Genomic DNA, 23,692 nt, shown 5'->3' on the forward strand with positions numbered 1-23,692 from the left:
ACCGGCAGACGGGAACACTGACGACAGGAACCGGCTTCCTGTCTGAAATAATCAGGCGAAAGGTGTCTCGTCAGGAGGGCGGCTCGCCAAAGGCTATCCGCACCCGCAGACCGCCCAGTTCCGGGCTATCCAGTAACTGCACCCTGGCTCGGTGCCAGAGGGCGATATCCCTGACCAGCGCCAACCCTAGTCCCGCTCCCGGCAGGCTATGGCGGTTATCCAGGCGGTGGAATGGTCTCATCGCCTGCTCACGTTCAGCAGCCGGAATTCCAGGGCCGCTGTCGTCAACGTCCAGTTGCTGCGCCTGCACTCTGGCCGTCACCACGCCGCCCGATGGCGTGTATTTCAGCGCATTATCCAGCAAGTTGGCGCACAACTCCGCCAGCAGCAACGGTTCGCCGCGAATCAGGCAGCGTTCGTCGCCTTCGTATCCCAGATCGATTTGTCGGCTGCGCGCCAGCGGTAAACGGGAAAAACAGGCATCCCGCACCAGCTCGGCCACATCCACAGTCTGCCAGGTGTGTTCTTTGCTATCCTGCGCCCTCAGGCGTGACAGTTGTAGCAGACGGTCCGTCAACTGGATGGTGTCGTCCAGCGTAGCGCTCATAGCCGTCAGGCTGTCGCGCCACTGCACAGGCTGCGAGCTATTGAGTGCTACGCCGACCTGAGTCTTCAACACCGCCAGCGGCGTTCGAAGCTGATGCGCCGCATCGGCGCCAAAACGCTCTTGCCGTTGAATCAACCCTCTGAGCCGTTCGATATAACGGTTAAATGCCACCAGCAACGGCTGCATTTCAGGCCAGGGCAACAGCGGCGGTAATGGCGTCAGGTCTCCCGGTTCCCGGCGCGCCATCAGTCCGGACAACTGGCGCAGTGGTCGCAAGAGTTTGCGAAACAGCAGCAGCACCAGCAACAAGGCCAGCACAACCAGCGCACTCTGGCTGATCAACGCAATCAGCAATTGCCGGTGCGCGAAGGCTTCACGGGAACTCAGCGTTTCCGCCACCAGAATCAGCACCATGCCTTCCATACCGGGTTCATAAACCGGTTGCCACAACGCCGCTACCCGGATGGGCCGACCGTGATAACGCGCATCATAAAAATGCGCCAGCGCCGGATAGTGCCGCGATAACGGAATACCATGGGGCAACCGCGGCAGGTCATCATAGCCGGAGAGCGTGCTGCCCTGCGGGGTCAGCACCTGATAATAGAGCTGATCATTCATATTGCGCTCAAAGCTATCCAGCACCACCCAGGGCACATCCACCGCCAGTTGCCCGTTGCGCACCGTTAGCCGCTCAGCCACGGTACGCGCCGACGCCAGCAGAGTACGGTCGTAAGCCTGCGTCGCCGCCGCTTTCGCGCTGTGATAATGGCTCCAGACCGACAATACCCACAACAGCGCCATCGGCACGCCGAGATACAACATCAGCTGACCGCGCAACGAATTAACTTTCAACATGGCCGCACTCCAGGCTATACCCCAGCCCACGCAAGGTGACAATCATCACATCGCTGCCCGCCAGCTTTTTCCGAACACGGTGCACGTAGAGATCCAGACTATCCGGGCTGGCCTCGTCCGTCAGCGTAAACACCTGCTCATACAGATACTGACGTGATACCGGGCGGCCACGACGCTGCATCAACGTATGCAGCACCGCCTGCTCGCGCGGCGTCAGCGCCAGCGGTTTATCCTGCAACAGAAAATAACCTTCATCGTGCCAACTGAGGGAGCCCAGGCGTTGTACTTCCTGCATCTGCCTCTGACTGCGCCGCAGCAACGCACGCAAACGCGCCTCCAGCTCAGCCAGTTCAAACGGCTTGGTAAGGTAATCATCCGCCCCAAGGTTCAGCCCCTTTACCCGGTCTGCCACGCTGGTGCGGGCTGTCAGCAACAGCACCGGCAGGTTCTGACCGCGCTTACGCAACCGTGCCAGCAACGCCAGACCGTCCATGCGCGGCAATGACACATCCAGCACCACCAGCGTATAGGCTTCCTGCTGCAACAGGTGATCCGCCGCCACGCCATCGCCGACCAGATCGACAGCGAATCCCGCCTCACTCAGGGCCTTTTTCAACCAGTGGGCCAGTTCCGGATGATCCTCAACCAGTAAAAGTCGCATCGCTGCCAGCCTTTATCAACATTGCCCTCTCCTTTCGGTAGCCTTCCGCTGCCCATTGTCCCTCAGGTATGACCGTTTTTTTAAGCGACGTTAATCACATCCTGAACACATTTCTAATAACCGAAAGGTAACTGAAAGATTACAGCGTTAACAATTCAACAACGTTCCCGTTTCGGGAACGATAAAAATAAAGGAAGAAATGACAATGAAAAAATACCTCGCCCTTTCTCTGACACTGTGTGGATTGTTTGCAAATGCAACACCCGCTCAGGCGGCCGCGCCAACCCGTACCGAATGCATCGCCCCAGCCAAGCCGGGCGGCGGCTTTGATTTAACTTGCAAACTGCTGCAAATATCGCTGCAGGAAACCGGCACGCTCGACAGCCCAATGCGCGTCACCTATATGCCCGGTGGTGTAGGCGCGGTCGCCTATAATGCCATTGTGGCACAACGCCCGGACGAACCCGGCACCGTGGTTGCCTTTTCCGGCGGATCGCTGCTTAATCTGGCTCAGGGAAAATTTGGGCGCTACGGCGTTGACGATGTGAAATGGCTGGCCGCAGTCGGTACGGATTACGGTATGATTGCCGTACGTGCCGATTCCCCTTATCAAACGCTGAAAGATCTGCTCACCACGATGCAGAAAAACCCCAATCAGGTAGTTGTGGGTGCCGGTGCCTCCATCGGCAGTCAGGACTGGATGAAAACCGCGATGCTGGCGCGCCACGCTGGAATAAATCCGCGTGATATGCGCTACGTTGCGTTTGAAGGCGGCGGGGAACCGCTGACTGCCATGCTGGGCGGTCATGTTCAGGCAGTTTCCGGTGATATCAGCGAAATGGTGCCCCACCTGCAGGGCGGAAAAATCCGGGTACTGGCGGTGTTTTCCGAGCAACGTCTGCCGGGGCAACTGGCCGGAGTCCCTACAGCCAAAGAACAGGGATACGATTTGGTGTGGCCAATCATCCGCGGCTTTTATCTCGGTCCCAAAGTTAGTGAAGCCAGCTACCAGTGGTGGGAACAGGCGTTTAAGAAAATCGCCGCCACCGACGAGTTCAAAAAACAGCGCGATCTGCGAGGTCTGTTTGAGTTCAACCTGACCGGACAGGCGCTGGATACCTACGTCAAAAAACAGGTCGCGGATTACCGCGAACAGGCGAAGTTGTTCGGGCTGGCTAAATAAGAGGAGAACGCCTCATGAGTGATCGTCTGTTTGCCGGAGTCTGGCTGGTGCTATGTCTTATCGGCTTGTTTATCGGTTGGGAGATTCAAAGTGAATACAGTTACGAGCCGGTCGGCCCACGCCCGTTTCCCGTCGCCATACTGGGGTTGATGACGCTGTGTGCGGCCCTGATGCTGCTGCGAAAACCAGATACCCCGATCTGGCCTTCCTCACCAGTTCGCCAGCGCTTGTTGCTGTTGGTGATCATGCTGGCGCTGTACGCCTGGCTGTTTGAACCGCTGGGCTTCCCATTGACCACCGCCCTGCTGGGATGCGGCATGGGTATGCTGTTTGGCGCGCTGTGGTGGGTGGCGGCGTTATCCGGCGCGGTGATGGGCGTATCCCTGTTTTACGCCTTCGATAAACTGCTCGATGTCACGCTGCCGGCTGGCACGTGGCTCTAACCGGAGGACATGTTTATGGATATCTGGTCTTTTCTGATGCAAGGTTTCGCGGTGGCGATGACGCCGCAAAACCTGATGATTGCACTGATCGGCTGTTTTATCGGCACCATTGTCGGGCTGTTGCCCGGTCTTGGTCCGATCAACGGCGTAGCGATCCTGATGCCGCTGGCCTTCGCGCTCAAATTACCGGCGGAATCGGCGTTGATTCTGCTCGCTACCGTTTACCTCGGTTGTGAATACGGCGGGCGTATCTCCTCCATTTTACTCAACGTACCGGGCGACGCCGGCGCGATTATGACTGCCCTTGACGGTTACCCGATGGCGCAACAAGGCAAAGCCGGCGTGGCGTTGTCTATTTCCGCCGTCAGTTCGTTCGTCGGTTCCAGCATCGCTATTGCCGGCATCATTCTGTTCGCGCCCTTGCTGGCCAACTGGTCGCTGGCATTTGGCCCCGCCGAATACTTCGCCCTGATGGTGTTCGCCATTGCCTGCCTCGGCAGCATGATGAGCCACAACCCGCTGAAATCTTTTCTGGCGGCGCTGATTGGGTTGTCGATGGCAACCGTCGGTGTGGACGCCAATACCGGCGTGTATCGTTTTACCTTCGACAGTGTTCATTTGTCTGACGGCATCCAGTTCGTGGTGGTGGTAATTGGCCTGTTTTCCGTCAGTGAAATCCTGTTGATGCTGGAGCAAACCGGCAGCGGACAAAAGGTAACCAAAGCGACCGGACGCATGTTGTTCAACGTTCGGGAAGGGATGCAGTGCGTTGGCGCGACGTTACGTTCTTCATTGTTGGGGTTCTTTGTCGGGATACTGCCGGGCGCTGGCGCAACCATCGCCAGTGCCATGGCCTGGATGACGGAGAAAAAAATCAGCGGCAACAGCGACAGCTTCGGCAAAGGCGATATTCGCGGCGTGGCCGCACCGGAAGCGGCCAACAACGCCTCAGCCTGTGGTTCCTTCATTCCCATGCTGACGTTGGGCGTGCCCGGCTCCGGCACGACTGCGGTGATGATGGGCGCACTGACGCTGTACAACATTACGCCCGGCCCGGCCATGTTTACCGAGCAGCCGGATATCGTCTGGGGGCTTATCGCCGCCATGCTGATCGGCAACCTGATGCTGTTACTGCTCAATCTGCCGATGATTGGCCTGTTCACCCGGATGCTGGCTATTCCAATGTGGTTTCTGGTACCGGCGATAGCCGCCATTTCCGCCGTCGGCGTCTATGCCGTGCACAGCACCACCTTTGACCTGCTGCTGATGGTTGGGCTGGGGGTGTTCGGTTACCTGCTGCGTAAAATGCACTTCCCGATGTCGCCGCTGATTTTGGGCTTTGTGCTGGGGGAAATGCTGGAGCAAAACCTGCGCCGGGCGTTGTCCATCAGTAACGGTGGGTTATCCATCCTGTGGGAGGGCCATATCAGCCAGACATTACTGGCAATGGCAGTGCTGATTCTGCTGGTGCCGCCGGTGTTGAAATACTGGCGTCGCCGCCGTACCCAGCTTCAGTCCATTCCCCGTACCTAACCTGACACCAGCGGTATACAGCGAGCGCCGCGGATGACGCATCCGCGCGCCGCTTTACCCGTTGAGAGCGCACCAGCCATGCATTTTCTCACCGGTTGACTTCGCAACACGGAATTTACGCTGCTCATCTCCGACGACTATCAGTAATACCGCACCGTTGTTATGATGAAGCCAGATATACTGATGACAGATACGATAGCGATAACGTCATCAGGCTGAGGCGACATCCCGTCGAGCGTCTACGGTAAGGATCACACCATGCAACCGATCAGTAACTCCGGTAATGTTCCTCTGCCGGGAGAAAAACCGCTGGAAACCGCGTTGTCGAAAAACGCGGCATCCCAGACGGACGATTTACCGCTGACGCTGGCGCAACGCACTACGCTGGAAAAGCTGGTGACGCAGATCTCTACCCTGAGCGGTGCCAGCCCAGCAGAAATCTGGGCAACCGCACGAGCGGAACTGGGTAACAAAAATAACGCGGAACTGCTCGCCAGCCAGTTTCCAGCCGCCGAGCAGAGTTTGCAGAACCGGCTGACCACCGTACAGGGTTCGCAGGATACGCGTCAGCTGCTGCAACAACTGACCAGCCTGCTGTCGCAAGGAAATAACCGCCAGGCCGTCAGTGATTTCATCCGTCAGCAGTTTGGTCATACCGTGCTGAGTTCGCTGACGCCTTCGCAACTGAAACTGGTGGTGACGCTGCTGCAAAACGGCCAGTTGCCGCAGGCCACTACGCTACTGTCCACAGGCGGAAATACGACTGCACTGCCGTTTGGCAATACCGCCAACGGGCAGGCACTTCCGTTTCCCCAAACCCCTACCGCCGCCACGATTCCCTCACCACTGCCGAAAACATCTCAGCAACTGGCGGCCATGTTGCAGGCAGGCGTCGTACCGGGTAATCCGTCAGCGATCACGCTGCCAGACCGTGCCTTGCTGCCCGCAGAACACAACCAGCTCAACCAGTTAGTCGCAAAACTGGTGGCGCTAAGCGGTGAATCACCGGGTAAAGTCTGGCACACGCTGATGAACATGCAGGGATTGAAAACCGGCGATCCGATTCCGGCGAAGAACTTTCAGGTGTTAAGCCAGTTTCTCAATACCCAAAGCGTGCTGTTACAGCAACATACCCCACCCACGTTGCATACGCTGCAGGCAGCGCTGAAACAACCGCTCGACCAGCAGGAACAGCAACTGTTACAGGATTTCACCCGCAACACCCTGAATATGACACCGCAAACGCCGCTCACCCCATCGCAAATCAGTGATGTGGTAACGTTCTTGTACCGCCGGCGACTCCAGCAGATACAGGGCGATTCCACTACACCACTACAGCCGTTTATCCACCCGTTAATCATAGCCTTGCCGCAGGAGTGGCGGTCACTGGTCAATAAACCTATCGGGCTGGTGCTGGTGACAATACTGGTGGTAGCGCTGTTGATGTGGGTAGTGCTGTAAGACAATAAAAAATAAGCGGGAAAATCGGATTAAGGCAACGAACGTCAGACAAAAGAATACCGGGCAATGCCCGGTATTCTTAGACGATGATAACTGCTTTACGGTTACTGTGCGTATTTGCGCATTACCAGCACGGCATTGGTGCCGCCGAATCCAAAACCGTTAGACATAACAGTCGTCAGGTTACGTTCAGTCGGTGCAGTAACCACGTTCATGCCCTGCGCCTGCTCGTCCAGCGTTTCAACGTTGATGCTTGGTGCAATGAAGCCGTGCTCCAGCATCAGCAGCGAATAAATGGCTTCCTGCACGCCCGCCGCACCCAGTGAGTGACCTGTCATTGCTTTGGTAGAAGAGAGCGGCGGAACATTGTCACCGAACACCTGGCGGATCGCCCACAGTTCTTTCACGTCACCCACCGGCGTCGAGGTGCCGTGGGTATTGATATAATCTACCGGCGTGTCAACATCCTGCAACGCCAGCTTCATGCAGCGCACGGCACCTTCGCCTGACGGCGCAACCATGTCGGCGCCATCAGACGTCGCACCGTAGCCCACCACTTCAGCATAGATGTGCGCCCCACGCGCCAGCGCGTGCTCCAGTTCTTCCACCACTACAATGCCACCGCCGCCGGCGATAACGAAACCGTCACGATCAGCATCATAGGTACGAGAAGCGCGTTCCGGCGTTTCGTTGTATTTAGTAGACAGCGCGCCCATGGCGTCAAACTCACACGCCAGTTCCCAGCACAGCTCTTCGCCGCCGCCGGCAAACACGATATCCTGTTTACCCATTTGAATCTGCTCAACTGCGTTGCCGATGCAGTGTGCAGACGTGGCACAGGCCGAACTAATGGAGTAGTTCACGCCATGGATTTTGAACGGCGTCGCCAGACAGGCAGACACACCGGAGGCCATCGCCTTGGTTACCACATAAGGGCCAACGGCTTTCAGGCCGCGCGGGCTGCGCATGGCATCAGCGCCAAATACCTGGAAACGCGGGGAACCACCGCCGGAACCGACGATCAACCCGACCCGCGGATTGTTCTGATACGTTTCTTCCGCCAGCCCGGAATCCTTAACCGCCTCTTCCATACACAGGTATGCGTAAATGGAGGCATCACTCATAAAACGCACAATCTTACGTTCGATCAGGCCTGCCGTATCCAGCTTAACATTACCCCATACGTGGCTGCGCATACCGGAATCTTTCAACTCCTGGGAGAACGTGATGCCAGAGCGGCCTTCACGCAGGGATGCCAGCACTTCTTCTTTGTTATTACCGATACTAGACAGAATCCCCAGACCCGTAATCACCGCACGTTTCATTCAATACCTCATTCCATTTGTTAGAGTTTGGATTTAGCTCCGCACTTTAGCGTACAGATGTAAGCTGAACAAGTCCGATCAGACTAACTTTTCTCAAATTTGCGACTTAATCAACCAGTCGCTAGAATCGCGCCACCGTCTGAACAATGAGTTAGTTACCGTGACAAGCCCTTCCATCCAGCACGCAGATCTGAACTGGAATACTCAGGGTACACCTGTGTCGCAACAGTTTGATGATGTGTACTTCTCCAACCAGGACGGGCTGGCGGAAACCCGCTACGTCTTTCTGCAAGGCAACGGCTTTCCCCAGCGTTTCCTTGACCATGCTGGCCCGGTGTGTACCGTGGCGGAAACCGGTTTTGGCACCGGGCTGAACTTCCTGACGCTATGGCAGGCGTTCGACCAGTTCCGTCAGCAGCAACCGAATACCGCATTGCAACGTCTGCACTTCATCAGTTTTGAGAAATTTCCGCTGCGTCAGTCGGATCTCGCCGCCGCACACGCCCGTTGGCCGGAGCTGGCTCCCTTCGCCGACGAACTGCGTCAGCACTGGCCGCAGGCCCTGCCCGGCTGTCATCGGCTGATTCTGGCGCAAGGACGCATCACGCTGGATCTGTGGTTCGGCGACGTCAACACACTGCTACCCAAACTGGACAACAGTCTTACTCACCATATCGACGCCTGGTTTCTGGATGGGTTTGCCCCGGCCAAAAACCCCGACATGTGGACCGATGCGTTATTTAACGCGATGGCGCGGCTATGCCGCACCGGGGGGACCTTCGCCACCTTTACCGCCGCTGGTTTTGTGCGCCGGGGTCTGCAACAGGCGGGATTCCACGTCAGCAAAATCAAAGGATTCGGGCAGAAGCGGGAAATGCTGAGCGGCACCGTGCAACACAGCAGTGAACAGCCGCACCCCATGCCGTGGTACGCGCGACCGGCAGCGGCAAACCCGCAAGAGGTGGCTATCGTCGGCGGTGGCATCGCCGCGGTGCTGACAGCGCTGGCACTGCTGCGCCGCGGCGCTCAGGTAACGCTGTATTGCGCCGACCAACAGGTAGGCCAGCGCGCTTCCGGCAATCGTCAGGGCGCGCTCTATCCGCTGTTGAACGACAAGCAGGATGTATTATCAGGTTTCTTCGCCACCGCGTTCGACTTCGCTCGCCGCTGTTACGATGCTCTGGCGGCACAAGGCGTGGCATTTGAACACGACTGGTGCGGCGTCAGCCAACTGGCCTTTGATGAAAAAAGTACGCGTAAAATAGCACAGATTCTGGCCGGCAACTGGCCGGATACGCTGGTGCGACCGGCAGACGCCAGCACCCTGAGCGAACAGGCCGGTGTCCCGTTACACACTCACGGCATCACCTACCCACTGGGCGGCTGGCTATGCCCGGCTGAATTGACCGCCTCGGCTTTTACTCTGGCCTGCCAGCAGGGTCTTCAGGCGCATTTGTCTGTCAGCGTGACGACACTTAAACACACCGACGGCGGCTGGCAGCTAACGCTGTCGGATGGACGTCAGGTACAACACCCCGCGGTAGTGCTGGCAAATGGTCATCAGATCAACGACTGGGAGCAGACCCGGCAGTTGCCCGTCTACGCGGTACGCGGCCAGGTCAGCCATATTCCCGATACGCCCACGCTGTCTGCGCTGCGTCAGGTGCTGTGCTACGATGGTTATCTGACGCCGGTCAGCCCGCGCCACCACACGCATTGCATCGGCGCCAGCTATCATCGGGGCGATACGGACACCGATTACCGCGACACCGATCAGCAGCAAAACCGTCAGCGGCTGATTGATTGCCTGCCCGACAGCGACTGGACCGCCTCGATAGATATTTCCGGGCAACAGGCGCGATGCGGCGTACGTTGCGCCATCCGCGATCATCTGCCGTTGCTCGGTCAGGTGCCGGATTACCAGCAAACACTGACCGACTATCAGGATCTCCCCAGACAGCTTACCGCGGGTACTGAGGTGAGCGACGCGCCATCGTGGCCGAATCTCTATCTGATTGGCGCGTTGGGGTCGCGCGGTTTATGCTCCGCGCCGCTGGCCGCCGAAATTCTGGCGTCGCAACTGTTTGGCGAACCGCTGCCGCTGGATGGCGACACGCTGGCGGCGTTACATCCTCATCGTTTTTGGGTAAGAAAATTGCTGAAAGGCAAAGCCCCTCACATCCGCTAACATCTCTTGTCAGCAACATATAGACAGGCTGCCGTCATCCTGATGGAAAGGCAGCCAGCAAGATAACAACGCTCGTTTGTGCCATATCACACTCTCAAGGCCGGGCATTTCCCGGTCTCTCTCCCAGTTTCCTGCCACGCCGCCAGATTTATCATTTTTTTTCGAATAACTAGCTTTATCGACCTGTTTTAATGATAAGCACTATTCAATTATCACCCGCAACACATCCGATGTGATGGCTCAATGCAAAAAATGATACATCACAACAACAAATCATTAATCATAAGCCCCACTATCATTAACGCCGTCTATTTTTAAGACGTTTTTTTGATTTTTTATTAATAATTTCAATTCATTAAATAATAAATTCCTTCCACTTCCCATCAATTTAGTACATAAAAATTAACGATTTTAACGATCAACAAAGGCTAATTAATAGCCAAATTGTATCATTTAAGTGAAATTTCAATCGGTTACTCGGATAAAAATCATCAAGATACCGGTTTCATTGTCGATAACAGCTAAGGAGTCATGAACTGTCAGCAGCTTATCCGGTGTTGACCTGTCCCGATTCAGTACACGCTTTACACCATGTGTCCATAACACAATCGTTCAGGTTGCAGGACAAACACTGGCGTTTTCATCATGATGACTGCTCCGAATCGTTCAGATCAGGACCCGTGATGATCCTAACAATGTGACGGCACTGCCTCCTCACGGGAACCCGGTCAATCACGACCAGGAAAAAGCAACGCAGCGAGCAAGCAGCAACGTTGAACCTGGTGTGCCACACCCCCGTCTACCGCGGGGCAAAATAATAAAGCCAGCGCATCAGTAACCTGACGCACCACAGGAATAAAACGGAGAAGTTATGAATATTACGCAACGCTTGTTACTAACGTTTTCATTGTTATCTCTGGCACTGATTGCACTGGTTATGATTACCCTGTCACTGTTATCCGGCTTTCAATCTCGCGCCGATTATGTACAGGATAATGCTGTCGCCAGTATCAAGGACCTGAATAACGCCGTGGATAAAACCAATGCTCTGGTGCTTTTTCTCTACCGTTATCAGACCACAGCAGATGCCAGTAAATTACCCGATATAGAACAAAATCTTAATAAAACCATTGAGGATATCAAATCGATCAATGACTACTATATGAAGAATAATATCTCCGATGAGGAAGACAAAAATCTGACCCTTGCGTCAATGGAGAATGTCAAAAAATTACAGTCGGTGTTACCGACTTTTCTGGCTGCCGTAAAAGCCAATCAGAAAGATCTCTCACTGAGCATGTTGCAGGGCGCCGGCGGGCCGGGTGAAGCCGTGCGCGACATGCTGGACACCTACCGCAAGCAGTTTGCTTTGAATGTCAGAATTGGTGATGAGCTGCGCCAGACGAATACACGAATTTATAACCAAAGCTGGGTCAGTTTATTAAGTGGCGCACTGTTAACTATATTGCTGACCAGCTTTCTGGCAGTAAAAACCATTCTCAGTATTCGAAAAAGCCTCGGCAACATGAGTCGGGTCATGGAAACTGCCAGCACTACCCTGGATCTGACCATTAAAGCAGACGACCAGCGCAAAGATGAGATCGGCATCACCGCACGAGCATTTAATACGCTGATGCAGCGCGTCGCCAGTACGTTGGCTTCCGTCAGCACCGCTGCGCAATCAGTTGGCAGCGCGGCAATGCAAATCGCCGCCGGTAATGAAGACCTTTCTTCCCGAACCGAACAACAAGCTGCCTCACTGGAAGAAACCGCCGCCAGCATGACGCAAATCAGCGAGACGGTGCGCCAGAATGCGGAAAACACCCAGCAAGCCAGTATGCTGGCGGGAAATGCCAGCAAGATATCAGTCAACAGTGCCGATTCGGTCACAACCATGCTGGAAACCATGGATAAGATCCGCACCAGTGGCAGTAAAGTCACCGATATTATCGCCCTGATTGAAGGCATTGCGTTTCAAACCAATATCCTGGCGTTGAACGCCGCCGTAGAAGCCGCGCGTGCCGGAGAACAAGGACGTGGGTTTGCCGTCGTCGCCGGTGAAGTGCGCACACTGGCACAACGCTCCTCCACCGCTGCACGTGAAATCAAGGATTTGATTGATACCTCCAACGCCCTGATCCTGACCGGTGCCGAGCAGGCAGGTGATGTAGGCAAAAACATGTCATCCATGAAAGAGGCTATTCAGCAAGTCACCGATTTGATGAGCGAAATCTCTGCTGCCACCGAAGAGCAAAGCAAGGGGATCAATCAGGTTCATCAGGCAGTCAATCAGATGGATGATGTGACTCAACAGAACGCCTCGCTGGTCGAGGAAGCCTCTGCGGCGTCTCATTCCCTGCAAGAGCAGGCCATGATCTTAAACCAGTTGGTTGGGCAGTTTACGGTCGGTAACCATACAGCTCCCGCGTTAGCGAGCGGTCCCTCGGCACCGGCACCACGTCTCCTTTCACCGGGGAAAAAACCTGTGACTACCGCCAGCGAAACGAGTTGGGAAAGTTTCTAATCGTCCGATTTCTCATTGTCCAGATGTCGGGTAGTCTGGTTTCATCGTAGCCAACCGGTTGCATCAATCTGAAATACATCGCATCAGAGCCTGCTCTGGTGCGATTGTCGCCATTCAACGTAGCTGACCGGCTAAAACACAATAAGGTAAATGACAATTGCACGGCGATGAAGACAACAGGGGAAAATCGGGATAAGCACACGTTACTGAGCGATGAGTTTGAACAACTCACGGTTTTGCTGGCGCAACTGATCAACAGCATGACGCCACGCTTTATTACAACATCAACAGCATTGGTACTGGATGACGACGGTTGGAAAACCTGCTTATCAATATCCGAACGCTTTCGTTAGATTGTGCCCACCATCCGGCGGGACACCATCCAAAAACACCACGGTTCTGACAGTTTTAACGGGATCAAACCTGTCATTATCACCGCCATCACCGCTGTTATACCCGCGTTGCCGACCAGGGCTGGCCTGCGTGCCGACAACGGGCCTTGCTATGCTGGCGAATCCAGACGTTTTGTCCGCTGCCAGCTCGGCATCTCAGACAGTCGCGTTGAATAACGGAGAATATGGGGGTATTGCTGCCCCAGATTAAACCGCTCCGTAACCAACTGCACCACGAAGCCCAACATAAAGTCCGCGCCTGTCAGACGTTGCCCGACAATAAACTCACGCGAGGCAAGGTAGTCGTTCAGATAAGAAAACACTTTTCTGAATTCCGTTTCAGCATAGTCATCCAGAAAGTACAACGGCTGACCGCTTTTCTTCTCAAACTGATTAAACACTTTCAGTAATACAGGCAGCATGGCCGAGCTTTCTGCAAAATGAATCCATTGCAGGTAGTCGGCATAACACACATCCTGAACATCCGGGGCCAGATGTGGCGCGTACTTGCTGATGATGTACTCAACAATTGCGCCCGATTCGGCAATCACCTTGCCATCTATCTCTACTACCGGTGATTTCCCCAGCGGGTGGATCACTTTCAGTTCTTCCGGCGCCAAATGTGAATTCGGGTTGCGTTGGTAGCGGATCAGCTCATAAGGAAGCTGTGCTTCTTCAAGCAACCAGAGGATACGTATGGAGCGCGACTCATTCAGATGATGTAACTTTATGGCCATTTTTTGTCCGTTTCCTTGTGTCAACTGATTAGGCTAGCTGTTTTAACAATGCGCTGGCAACCGCTTCCGAGCTGGCCGGGTTCTGGCCGGTAATCAGCTTGCCATCTTCAAGAAGGTAAGGGTGCCAGTCAGGCCCTTTGGAATACAGGCCACCCAGTTTTTGAAACTCATCTTCAATCAAAAACGGCACCACATCGGTTAATGCCACCGCGGCTTCTTCCGCATTGCTAAACCCGGTGACGCGGCGGCCTTTGATCAGCGGTTCGCCATTAGCCGCCTTGACATGACGCAGCACGCCCGGAGCATGACACACGAAACCGATGGGTTTCCCGGCGCGTTCAAACGCTTCGATCAGGGCAATTGAAGTCGGCGATTCGGCTAAATCCCACAGTGGGCCATGGCCCCCCGGATAAAACACCGCATCAAAGTCGTCCATGCTGACGCTGTCCAGTTTCAACGTAGAGGCCAGTGCCTGCTGGGCTGCCGAATCCGCTTTGAAGCGGTGGGTATGCTCGGTTTGAAAATCCGGCAAATCGCTTTTCGGGTCCAGCGGTGGCTGCCCACCAGCGGGTGATGCCAGTACAATGTCGGCACCCGCATCGTTAAACACGTAATAAGGCGCAGCAAACTCTTCAAGCCAAAAGCCGGTTTTGTTGCCAGTGTTTCCCAGTTGGTCGTGGGACGTTAATACCATCAATATTTTCATCGTAATTCTCCTCACATCACCCTTATTGGGTGCTTTTACATTAATCAGTTAGACAACTTTCGGCGTTCAGGCAACATTAGTCATTGAGAAAACATTAGCCGTTCAGAAACGCTTCAAGCTGAGACAGCTTGTCGTTATAGGGTGCCCGTAAACGCAGGTTGGATGTTCCCTCTTCATTCTGGACCACAATCGGCTTTTCATGGGTAAAACGGCGAAAACCGTGAATGCCGTGATAAGCGCCCATGCCGGATGCGCCAACCCCGCCAAAGGGCAACGCATCGATGCTGGCGTGCGTCATCACATCATTGATAACCAGTGCTCCTGATGTGGTGCGTTCAGCAAACGTGGTCTGCCGCTCCGCCTGCTGACCAAAGTAATACGCTGCCAACGGACGCGGGTGCGCATTGATGTAAGCAATCGCCTCTTGCTGCGAATGGCAGGTGCGAACCGGCAGCAACGGCCCGAAAATTTCTTCCTGCATAATCTGCATATCATCGCTGGCATTGAGTACCAGATGCGGCGCTATCTTGCGAGTCGCCGCATCAAAATCCGGCTCGCCCTGAGGTGCCAGGCTCACCAGCGTTGCGCCCTTGTTTGCCGCATCTGTCAACAGCCCCACCAGACGATCATAGTGTCGCGGCGTGATAATGGCCGTATAGTCAGGGTTCTGCTGAAGCGTCGGAAACGCCTGAGCCATAAACGTCTTACTGGCGTTAACAAAGGCCTCGACCTGCTCTTCCAACAACATCACATAGTCAGGAGAGAGACAGATCTGACCGGCGTTAAAGGTCTTCACCGTCAACGTGCGCTGCGCTGCCAGGCTAACATCCGCATCCTGATCGATAACTACCGGCGACTTGCCCCCCAGTTCCAGTGTCACCGGCACCAGATTCTCAGCCGCGGCGCGCATCACATGGCGCCCAACCGCAGAGCTGCCGGTAAAGACCAGATGGTCAAACGGCAGGCTGCTGAACGCCGCGCCGATTGCCGCATCGCCCAGCACCACTTCCAGTTCCAGCGGGTCGAAGTAACGCGCAATCAGTTCTGCCAGCCGTTCCGATGTGGCAGGCGTCAGCTCCGACGGTTTCAGCATGGCGGTGTTGCCAGCGGCAAACACGCCGGCCAGCGGGCCAAACGCCAGATTGATAGGAAAATTCCATGGGCTGATCACCCCGATCACACCCAGCGGCTGATGCTGTATCCAGGTCTGCATACCCGGCATCGGGCTATCAACCCGCTCCGGTTTCATCCACTGCGCCACATATTCCGCGGAATGCTCAAGCGTTTTCACCGTTGTCACCATATCCGCCACCAACGACTGATACAGGCTGCGATGACCAAAATCCGCATTCATCGCCTTGCTGAGTGAAGAATAATTTTCCCGAATAAGCCGGGCGCTGCGTAACAGCCTGTCGCGGCGCAGCGCGGCATCAGCCGGACCATGAGCGATATGGGCGTTCTTCATCGTCTGCAATATCGCTTTTAAATCGTTGTTCATTTGCTCTAAAGGCATGGTGATAGCTCTCTTAAGAATCGTGCGGCGTCTTTTACCGCCCTGGCCCTGATATAAATTTTTCTTTACTTCCTGTAAGCTGCCTTTCTGATAAAAGGCAGTTATGTTTTGATAGAGCGCACTTTACTGGTGTTAATGAACTGTGACTAACTAGCATATTGGGGTATGGGTATAAAAAATTTTATGAGCAACCTATGTCTCTTGTTCGGCTAAGAACCTTTATTGAGGTGTATCGGCAGCGTTCCCTCAGCGGAGCCGCACGCACGCTTAACCTGACGCAACCTGCGGTATCGCAGCACATCGCCGGTTTGGAAGCCTCGATTGGGCATCCGCTGTTTGACCGGCAAACACGGGGGGTTATTCCTACTTCTGCGGCTGATGAACTGGCGGCAGATATTGGCGACCGGCTTGATGAGGCAGAAAACGCGCTGGCTTCAGCCAAAGCGCGCTCACTGGAACTGGCTGGCGCATTGCAAATCATTGGTCATGCCGATTTTCTGGCTGAAGTCGTCGCCAGGCAATTACTGCCTTTGCTGGAAGTGGGGGTACGCGTGCGGATGCAAACGGGGGATTATGACGTGATTACCCGAAGCCTGATCGAGGGCTACTGCGACCTGGGGATCTCAGCGGCCCCCGCGAATGACAGCCGGTTAAAAAGCGAACTGATGCTGACCGATGAAATCATGGCGGTGGCTTCGCCTCAGGTCGTCGCCCGGTTGATTAACACACCGGATATACTGACGGCGATGCAAACCGAGCCAGTGCTGGCTTATAGCCTGACGCTCCCGCTTATCGATAACTGGTTTGCGGCGAACCGGGTACCAGCACCCACGATTCTTCCTGCGATGGTCGGACAGGATCTACGCGCCTTGTGCAGCTTATTGCGTGAGGGATTTGGCTGGAGCGCCCTGCCGGCGTATTTATGTACGCCTTATATTGAGCGCGGAGAACTCAGTGAAATTCCCGCGCCGATTGCACGCGCCAGCCGAAGTTACTATTTGCTCTGGCAGCCCAGTGCGTTGCGCCAGCCACGCGTTGCCCATGCCAGACAGGCGCTGCTGTTTCGGTTACGGCAAAAGCACGGGCTGTAGGCTGGTCATGCCTGACCAAATTTGAAGAAAACGTGTTCATACTGATTCCGTAACCGCACAAGTGAAGTGCCGGTTACGGAATTTAACAGGTGACGGTTCGCTTTCACGGATCAAAGCAGGCTGCTGCCCATTGCGGCGCGCAAGACTGTTACCACCATTAATTACAACCATGCTACAACTACGTTGCGACTATTGCGCCTGCTGGTAGAGCGCGTCCCAAACCTGGGCCACCAGCGCCTGATCCGGCGGCGACAGTTCGCCATTTTTAATCGCCTGATTCAGGCTGTCTTTTACTCGTGTATACAGCGCCTGCGCCGTCTGCTCGCCATGCGCTTCGGCTTGCGCCACCGCCAACGTCAGGTGGCCGCGCAGGTAACCGCTGGCAAACAATTCATCATCGCTGGCGTGCTCCACCATGTTGTCAATTAGCGTCAGGATGCGCGCCTCAAATTCTGCGATCATTGATGGTCCTTAGTTATCGTGTTGCCCGTCGATCATCACAGATCAGCCGGATAAGGAAAGCTCGCCGCAGTTTGCGGCACAGTGTGGTAAAAATCCTGTAGCGCCTGAATAAAACGCGCAGGTCGGCTGGATACCCCTTGTTGCAGATAAATCATCACCTGCGCGTGTACCCGACGCTGAAAGGCGATGCGGTCTGGGTCAACATCACCATTGAGGTTGTCGCAACTGACATTAAATGGGAAGCCGGCAGCCACGCAAAACATCCACTCCAGCGCCTGCGGTTTAATTTCCACCACCTCGAACTGGCTTTGGGTCGCGGCATCGCGCCCGTCCGGGCAATACCAGTAGCCAAAATCCACTAATTTGCGCCGCTCTTCACCAGCAATACACCAGTGAGAAATCTCGTGCATGGCGCTGGCATAAAACCCGTGTGCAAACACAATCCGGTGATACGGCGCCTGCTTATCAGCCGGCAGATAGATAGGCTCATCGTCGCCTTTCACCAGGCGGGTGTTGTATTCCTCACTAAAACACTGGTTGAAAATAGTGATCAACTGGTCGTAGTGGTGAGTGCTTGCAGTTTCAGTCAACATCGTCATTAGAATAGCTGTCCCAACCAACGCGCAATTTCGCTGCCGTGGTTGTCATGAATCAATTTAATACTCATCAGAGCAGACATGATCACCAGCATCGGGCGAATCAGTTTCTGCCCTTTGGTGAGCACCATTCTGGCTCCCAGCCGGGCGCCGATAATTTGCCCGACCAGCATCACCAGACCAATACCCCATACCACCTGGCCGCCCAGCATGAAAAACAGCAGGCTGCCGAAGTTGGAAGTAAAATTAAGCACTTTGGCGTGTGCGGTGGCTTTCGACAAGTTGAACCCCAGCAACGTGACATACGCCAACGCATAAAACGACCCCGCGCCCGGCCCGAAAAAACCGTCGTAAAACCCGACGCAGGCACCGCCCAACAGAGAAAACGGCAACAGCGACAGACGAGCATGGCGATCATCATCTCCTACTTTCGGCATCAGCAAAAAATAGAGACCAATGCCGATCACCAGCACCGGCAGCAATTTTCGCAGGAAATCAGCATGAATCTGTTGAATCAACCAGGCGCCGAATACCGCGCCCAGGAAGGTCAACGGCACAGTCAGCCGGAGTATTTTCATATCCACCGCTTTGCGACGGATGAAATACAGGCTGGCGGAAAAGGAACCGCCCACGGCCTGCAACTTGTTGGTCGCCAGCACCTGCGCAGGCGATAACCCCGCCGCCAGCAGCACTGGGATAGACAATAACCCGCCGCCGCCGGCAATTGAATCCACAAAACCGGCGATCACGCTAGCCAGAAACAACCACGCCAGAATGTCTGGCCCCACCATGAACCACTCCATGCATTACTCCGCAATCAGATGACTATCAAGCAACGCCTGACAGGAAGGCGGCAGCGGTGGCGGTGCCTTTTTGACCGGAGGTTCAACACCCGGTTTACGTGGCTGGAACCAGCTGTTCAACTCAGCGCCGCAGCCGTCTCCCGCCGGTGGCGCATCCTGATCCTGACACTCCAGGCTTTCTGGCGGACAACGCAGCCGCACATGCATGTGAGCACGATGCGCAAACCATGGCCTTACCTTGTGCAGCCAGTTGCGATCACTACCGGCTTCCAGACATAGCTGTTTTTTGATGGCTGGGTTAACAAAGATACGTGTGACGTCATTATCCTGCGCTGCCGTTTTCACCAGTTTGACGACGTCCGGCGACCATACGCGGGGGTTAACGTTTTTACCGTCCGCCAGCACCAGATCCAGCGGCTGCGGCTGCAACAACTGCTGTTGGCTCCAGCGCTGACGCGGCAGTTGCAGCCAAATATCCACATCCAGCCCGGACTGATGGCTGGCATGGCCGCCATTGAACCGCCCGCCGGCCGGCATCCCCATATCACCGATCAGCACGATGCCGCCGGTAGTGCGGTGCACATTGGTACTGAGGCGGTTGATGAACGCCAGCAAGTCCGGATGACCGAAGTAACGTCGTTGATCAATACGCATCACCTGATAATCAGGCGACTGCAACGGCAGCGGCTGTGCGCCGACGATGCAGCCATTGGCAAACGAACCAATAGCCTGAGGCTGCCCCGCTACCGGGTGAGTGATCGCCTGCCACGGTGTCTTCGCCAGCGCAGTGCTGCAAAACAGCAGCGCAGCTATCCCAATCCTGTTTATTTTCATGGCGTTGTTGTAATTAATGCCTTGTTGTCGTTAGGTGATTACATTCGTACTGGTGTATTGCCGCATGTCGTCTTGCCGGCTTACCAGCGAGGAACCTGACACACGACATCCCCGCACTGCGCACGCTGACGCAGCAGATGGTCCATCAGAACAATCGCCATCATCGCTTCGGCAATCGGCACCGCACGGATACCCACACACGGGTCGTGGCGACCACGAGTGATCATTTCCGTGGCCTCGCCGTCACGGGTAATGGTGCGGCCCGGTACGGTAATGCTGGAAGTGGGTTTCAGCGCCAGATGGGCAGTGATGGTCTGACCGCTGCTGATGCCACCGAGAATGCCGCCGGCATGGTTGCTCTGAAAGCCTTCCGGGGTAATTTCATCACGGTTTTCGCTGCCGCGACGGTTCACCACCGCAAAGCCGTCGCCAATCTCCACGCCTTTCACGGCATTGATGCTCATCAGCGCGTGAGCCAGATCGGCATCAAGACGGTCAAACACCGGCTCACCCAGCCCCGGCGGGACGGACTCCGCTACCACCGTGACCTTTGCGCCGATAGAATCGCCCTCTTTTTTCAGCTCGCGCATCAGCTCATCCAGTGCGTCGAGTTTGTCCGGGTCCGGGCAAAAGAATGGATTTTGCTCCACCTGCGCCCAATCTTTCAGCTCGCACGCCACATCGCCCATCTGCGCCAGATAGCCGCGGATCATCACACCATACTGCTGTTGCAGATATTTCTTGGCGATAGCGCCAGCCGCTACGCGCATTGCGGTTTCACGGGCGGAAGATCGACCACCGCCACGGTAATCGCGGATACCGTATTTCTGCTCATAGGTATAGTCGGCATGACCGGGGCGGAAGAGATCCTTGATAGCGCTATAGTCCTGCGACCGCTGATCGGTATTTTCAATCAGCAAGCCAATACTGGCACCAGTCGTGACTCCCTCAAACACCCCGGACAGAATACGTACCTGATCCGGCTCACGACGCTGGGTGGTATAACGGGACGTACCCGGACGACGGCGGTCCAGGTCGCGCTGCAAATCGGCCTCAGTCAGCGGAATACCCGGCGGTACGCCATCTACCACACATCCCAGCGCAATACCGTGGGACTCACCAAAAGTGGTGACACGGAAAAACTGACCAATACTGTTTCCTGCCATCACGGCTCCTTAGTATTGAAAAACATCAGGACGCCAGACGGACACCTGCCGCCCACCGCCCTGCGGAGGGATTAATCCCGATAAAGACGGAAATGTTCCTGACAATCAAGCAATTGAGCACGCGTTAGCATGAAGACGCCATCGCCGCCATTGTCGAATTCCAGCCAGGTGAACGGAATGTCCGGATACTGTTCCATCAGGTGCACCATGCTGTTGCCGACTTCGCAAATCAATACCCCCTCTTCGGTAAGGTAATCCGGCGCGCACGCCAGAATCCGGCGAACCAGCTTCAGGCCGTCGCTGCCCGCCGCCAGCCCCAACTCCGGCTCGAAGCGGTATTCCTGCGGCAAGTCGGCCATGTCTTCTGCATCCACGTAGGGCGGATTAGTGACAATCAGATCATACTGAATCGCCGGCAAGTCACGGAACAGATCGGAACGGATCGGGGTAACGTTGTATTCCATGCCGTGCTGCTGGATATTCTGCTCGGTCACCGCCAGCGCCTCGGCAGAAATATCCACTGCATCCACTTCCGCTTCGGGGAAAGCCTGCGCGCAGGCGATGGCGATACAACCGCTACCGGTACACAAATCAAGAATGTGACGCGGCGCGTTGGCCAACAGCGATGCAAAACGATTGTTGATCAGTTCGCCAACCGGCGAACGGGGTACCAGTACCCGCTCGTCGACATAAAACTCCAGTCCGCAGAACCAGGCTTTATTCGTCAGATAAGCCACCGGAATACGTTCATTGACACGGCGGATCACCCGCTCAACGATACGGTGACGCTCGCTGGAGGTCAGCCGGGCAAGGTACATACCTTCCGGAATATCGATAGGCAGAAACAGCGTGGGCAGCACCAACTGCAACGCTTCATCCCACGGATTATCGGTACCGTGGCCGTAGTAGACATCAGCGGCGTTAAACCGGCTTACTGCCCAGCGCAGCATATCCTGAATGGTATGCAGATCGTTGACCGCCTCATCGACGAAAATTTTGTCCAAGTTTGTCCTCCGCAGACTACTGTCTATGTGATCGCATGTTTCTGTGATGACATATTGCTGTGATCGTACTAGTTTGCCATGAAGACGATGACAAATCAGCAGATATCACCGCCGGGCAGCGCAGGCTGGGGGACATTCAGGATGATGATGACGTTCGGGATGACGAGAAGGTTTGTTTAGCCGGTAAGGTTTTGTTTAACTGGTAAGATTTTGTTTAATCGATCAAGGTTTTGTTTAGCCACCACTATGGAACAGGTAGACTACATCGATACCGTATTCATTATTCTTATCAAAACGGCGACGAGACAGAGTGACGAACTAATGAAAAAAAAATTCATGCTTGATGACGAGGAGCAGGCACTTTTCCGCATGTCGGTGGCGGGCACCACCCGGTTACGTCAGGATACCTATGTTCATCGTCCTGTCCGTAACAAACCCAGCGTACTGCCGCCGCGGCGGATGATTCAGGAGCAGGTGGATGCGAGTTTCTACTTTTCTGACGAGTTTCAGCCGCAACTGGAGGAGGGACCGACACGTTACGTCCGGCCCGGCGCCAGCCATTATGAATTGAAGAAATTGCGTCGGGGTGACTATTCGCCGGAACTGTTTCTGGACCTGCACGGGCTGACGCAACAGGAAGCCAAGCAAGAATTGGGAGCGCTGCTGGCTGCCTGCCTGCGTGAACATGTTTACTGTGCCTGCGTAATGCATGGGCACGGCAAACACATTCTCAAACAACAAACGCCGTTATGGCTGGCGCAACATCCGGACGTGCTGGCTTTTCATCAGGCGCCGAAGGAATTCGGCGGCGATGCAGCCTTGCTGATACTGGTGGCACAAGAAAACGCTGACGAAGAATAACCGTCCCTGGCTCCCTGCTATCAGGGCAGCCCAGAACGTGATAAAATTCAAATCAGCGGCTAACGGTAACGGCTATCAGACGATCAGTGTTTAGCTTTGGAACCTAACTGAGATGGGGCGACTTGCCAGTGGAACACGCCTTTGCCGACAACGTCATCGAGTTCAACACAGGCAATCGCCGACGTGGCAAACATAGGAGCATTCTCAGACGGGCACAACCCAGCGACCAGATAGCCCACCAGCGGCAGGTGGGAAATCACCAGTACCGCACTGGTGCCTTCTTTCGCCAGAGCTAACAGATAATCACACACCAACTCGGCACTACCTCCCGGCGTCAGCTCCGGCAGACACTCGTTTTCTGGCAATGGCAACACCTCTGCTACAACCTGCAACGTCTGTTGAGCCCGCACATAAGGACTCACCAGTACCCTGTCAATACCAATCGCCTGATCGTTAAGCCAGGCGGCCATCTGACGAGACTCTTCATCGCCCCGGCGGCTTAATGGTCGGAGCGCATCACTGGCGGCGTCAGGTACGGCATCACCATGACGCATAATCAAAACTTGCATAATACACCGCTATATTGATGAAAAAGGGCAATAAAACCCTGAGGATAGCTTTAGATTAACTGAATCGGCGCAACGCCGTTTTGCAGCAGCTCACAGCCTGATGTCGCAACAGCCACAACCTGCTGATGGTGTTTTAACCGGCGCAAAGCGCACTCTTGTACCCCAATTAACAGCGAAT

General features: G+C 55.1%; 22 protein-coding genes. 9 read left to right on the forward strand and 13 right to left on the reverse strand.

Annotation, left to right across the window (positions count from 1 at the left end; all coding sequences use genetic code 11):
• Positions 1-70: 70 nt before the first annotated feature.
• Both Dpoa2040_RS16475 and tctD read right to left on the reverse strand, forming a co-directional pair.
• Positions 71-1,462 (reverse strand): sensor histidine kinase, encoded by a 1,392-nt coding sequence (locus Dpoa2040_RS16475; protein ID WP_168641943.1) that lies wholly within the window; start codon positions 1,460-1,462, stop codon positions 71-73.
• Entirely contained in the window at positions 1,449-2,123 is a 675-nt protein-coding gene (gene tctD, locus Dpoa2040_RS16480; protein ID WP_168641944.1) for a transcriptional regulator TctD, read from the reverse strand. The genes Dpoa2040_RS16475 and tctD overlap by 14 nt, the downstream gene beginning before the upstream one ends.
• A 205-nt stretch (positions 2,124-2,328) precedes the next feature.
• Between tctD and Dpoa2040_RS16485 the strand changes: the two genes are divergently transcribed.
• From Dpoa2040_RS16485 to flk, 4 genes are all read left to right on the forward strand, one after another.
• Entirely contained in the window at positions 2,329-3,306 is a 978-nt protein-coding gene (locus Dpoa2040_RS16485; protein WP_168641966.1) for a tripartite tricarboxylate transporter substrate binding protein, read from the forward strand.
• Positions 3,307-3,320: 14 nt separating this feature from the next.
• Positions 3,321-3,749 (forward strand): tripartite tricarboxylate transporter TctB family protein, encoded by a 429-nt coding sequence (locus Dpoa2040_RS16490; RefSeq protein ID WP_168641945.1) that lies wholly within the window; start codon positions 3,321-3,323, stop codon positions 3,747-3,749.
• Between the two features lie 15 nt (positions 3,750-3,764).
• Positions 3,765-5,282 carry a tripartite tricarboxylate transporter permease gene (locus Dpoa2040_RS16495; RefSeq protein WP_168641946.1) on the forward strand — a complete coding sequence of 506 codons (1,518 nt, stop codon included), beginning with the start codon at positions 3,765-3,767 and terminating at the stop codon, positions 5,280-5,282.
• Between the two features lie 258 nt (positions 5,283-5,540).
• Complete coding sequence (gene flk / locus Dpoa2040_RS16500) at positions 5,541-6,743, forward strand: flagella biosynthesis regulator Flk (RefSeq protein ID WP_168641947.1); 1,203 nt, start codon at positions 5,541-5,543, stop codon at positions 6,741-6,743.
• 104 nt (positions 6,744-6,847) lie between these two features.
• Here flk and fabB read toward each other — a convergent pair whose 3' ends face one another.
• A complete protein-coding gene (fabB, locus tag Dpoa2040_RS16505; RefSeq protein ID WP_042871806.1) occupies positions 6,848-8,068 on the reverse strand; it encodes a beta-ketoacyl-ACP synthase I in 1,221 nt (406 codons plus the stop codon).
• Between the two features lie 160 nt (positions 8,069-8,228).
• On the opposite strand from fabB, the gene mnmC reads away from it, so the two are divergent.
• From mnmC to Dpoa2040_RS16520, 3 genes are all read left to right on the forward strand, one after another.
• The gene (mnmC, locus tag Dpoa2040_RS16510) at positions 8,229-10,256 is read left to right on the forward strand and encodes a bifunctional tRNA (5-methylaminomethyl-2-thiouridine)(34)-methyltransferase MnmD/FAD-dependent 5-carboxymethylaminomethyl-2-thiouridine(34) oxidoreductase MnmC (protein WP_168641948.1); all 2,028 of its coding nucleotides are present in this window, start codon (positions 8,229-8,231) and stop codon (positions 10,254-10,256) included.
• Positions 10,257-11,127: 871 nt separating this feature from the next.
• Positions 11,128-12,780: a methyl-accepting chemotaxis protein gene (locus Dpoa2040_RS16515; protein ID WP_168641949.1), complete on the forward strand. Its 1,653-nt coding sequence runs from the start codon at positions 11,128-11,130 to the stop codon at positions 12,778-12,780.
• Positions 12,781-12,947: 167 nt separating this feature from the next.
• The gene (locus Dpoa2040_RS16520; RefSeq protein ID WP_168641911.1) at positions 12,948-13,133 is read left to right on the forward strand and encodes a hypothetical protein; all 186 of its coding nucleotides are present in this window, start codon (positions 12,948-12,950) and stop codon (positions 13,131-13,133) included.
• A gap of 149 nt (positions 13,134-13,282) precedes the next feature.
• Here Dpoa2040_RS16520 and Dpoa2040_RS16525 read toward each other — a convergent pair whose 3' ends face one another.
• The 3 genes from Dpoa2040_RS16525 to Dpoa2040_RS16535 all read right to left on the reverse strand — a co-directional run bounded on the left by Dpoa2040_RS16525 (position 13,283) and on the right by Dpoa2040_RS16535 (position 16,128).
• Positions 13,283-13,909 carry a glutathione S-transferase family protein gene (locus tag Dpoa2040_RS16525; protein WP_168641950.1) on the reverse strand — a complete coding sequence of 209 codons (627 nt, stop codon included), beginning with the start codon at positions 13,907-13,909 and terminating at the stop codon, positions 13,283-13,285.
• A gap of 28 nt (positions 13,910-13,937) precedes the next feature.
• Positions 13,938-14,615 (reverse strand): type 1 glutamine amidotransferase domain-containing protein, encoded by a 678-nt coding sequence (locus Dpoa2040_RS16530; RefSeq protein WP_168641951.1) that lies wholly within the window; start codon positions 14,613-14,615, stop codon positions 13,938-13,940.
• Positions 14,616-14,709: 94 nt separating this feature from the next.
• Positions 14,710-16,128, reverse strand: a complete 1,419-nt coding sequence (locus tag Dpoa2040_RS16535) for a coniferyl aldehyde dehydrogenase (protein ID WP_168641952.1) — start codon at positions 16,126-16,128, stop codon at positions 14,710-14,712.
• Between the two features lie 194 nt (positions 16,129-16,322).
• Here Dpoa2040_RS16535 and Dpoa2040_RS16540 point away from each other — a divergent pair, with 194 nt between their 5' ends.
• Positions 16,323-17,219, forward strand: coding sequence for a LysR family transcriptional regulator (locus tag Dpoa2040_RS16540; protein ID WP_168641953.1), 897 nt, complete (start codon positions 16,323-16,325; stop codon positions 17,217-17,219).
• Positions 17,220-17,408: 189 nt separating this feature from the next.
• Here Dpoa2040_RS16540 and Dpoa2040_RS16545 read toward each other — a convergent pair whose 3' ends face one another.
• From Dpoa2040_RS16545 to prmB, 6 genes are all read right to left on the reverse strand, one after another.
• Positions 17,409-17,681: a YfcL family protein gene (locus Dpoa2040_RS16545; RefSeq protein ID WP_168641954.1), complete on the reverse strand. Its 273-nt coding sequence runs from the start codon at positions 17,679-17,681 to the stop codon at positions 17,409-17,411.
• Between the two features lie 35 nt (positions 17,682-17,716).
• Positions 17,717-18,280 (reverse strand): elongation factor P hydroxylase, encoded by a 564-nt coding sequence (locus Dpoa2040_RS16550; protein ID WP_168641955.1) that lies wholly within the window; start codon positions 18,278-18,280, stop codon positions 17,717-17,719.
• The gene (locus Dpoa2040_RS16555) at positions 18,280-19,080 is read right to left on the reverse strand and encodes a sulfite exporter TauE/SafE family protein (protein WP_168641956.1); all 801 of its coding nucleotides are present in this window, start codon (positions 19,078-19,080) and stop codon (positions 18,280-18,282) included. Before Dpoa2040_RS16555 ends, Dpoa2040_RS16550 begins: the two co-directional genes overlap by 1 nt.
• 3 nt (positions 19,081-19,083) lie before the next feature.
• A complete protein-coding gene (gene mepA / locus Dpoa2040_RS16560; RefSeq protein WP_042871827.1) occupies positions 19,084-19,914 on the reverse strand; it encodes a penicillin-insensitive murein endopeptidase in 831 nt (276 codons plus the stop codon).
• Positions 19,915-19,994: 80 nt separating this feature from the next.
• Positions 19,995-21,080, reverse strand: a complete 1,086-nt coding sequence (gene aroC, locus Dpoa2040_RS16565) for a chorismate synthase (RefSeq protein ID WP_042871829.1) — start codon at positions 21,078-21,080, stop codon at positions 19,995-19,997.
• Positions 21,081-21,151: 71 nt separating this feature from the next.
• Positions 21,152-22,084, reverse strand: coding sequence for a 50S ribosomal protein L3 N(5)-glutamine methyltransferase (gene prmB, locus Dpoa2040_RS16570; protein ID WP_168641957.1), 933 nt, complete (start codon positions 22,082-22,084; stop codon positions 21,152-21,154).
• Positions 22,085-22,405: 321 nt separating this feature from the next.
• Between prmB and smrB the strand changes: the two genes are divergently transcribed.
• Positions 22,406-22,945: an endonuclease SmrB gene (gene smrB / locus Dpoa2040_RS16575; protein ID WP_168641958.1), complete on the forward strand. Its 540-nt coding sequence runs from the start codon at positions 22,406-22,408 to the stop codon at positions 22,943-22,945.
• 83 nt (positions 22,946-23,028) lie between these two features.
• Here smrB and sixA read toward each other — a convergent pair whose 3' ends face one another.
• Positions 23,029-23,514, reverse strand: coding sequence for a phosphohistidine phosphatase SixA (gene sixA / locus Dpoa2040_RS16580; protein ID WP_168641959.1), 486 nt, complete (start codon positions 23,512-23,514; stop codon positions 23,029-23,031).
• Positions 23,515-23,692: the final 178 nt, after the last annotated feature.

Source organism: Dickeya sp. CFBP 2040, assembly GCF_012273755.1.
Lineage (GTDB): Bacteria > Pseudomonadota > Gammaproteobacteria > Enterobacterales > Enterobacteriaceae > Dickeya > Dickeya poaceiphila.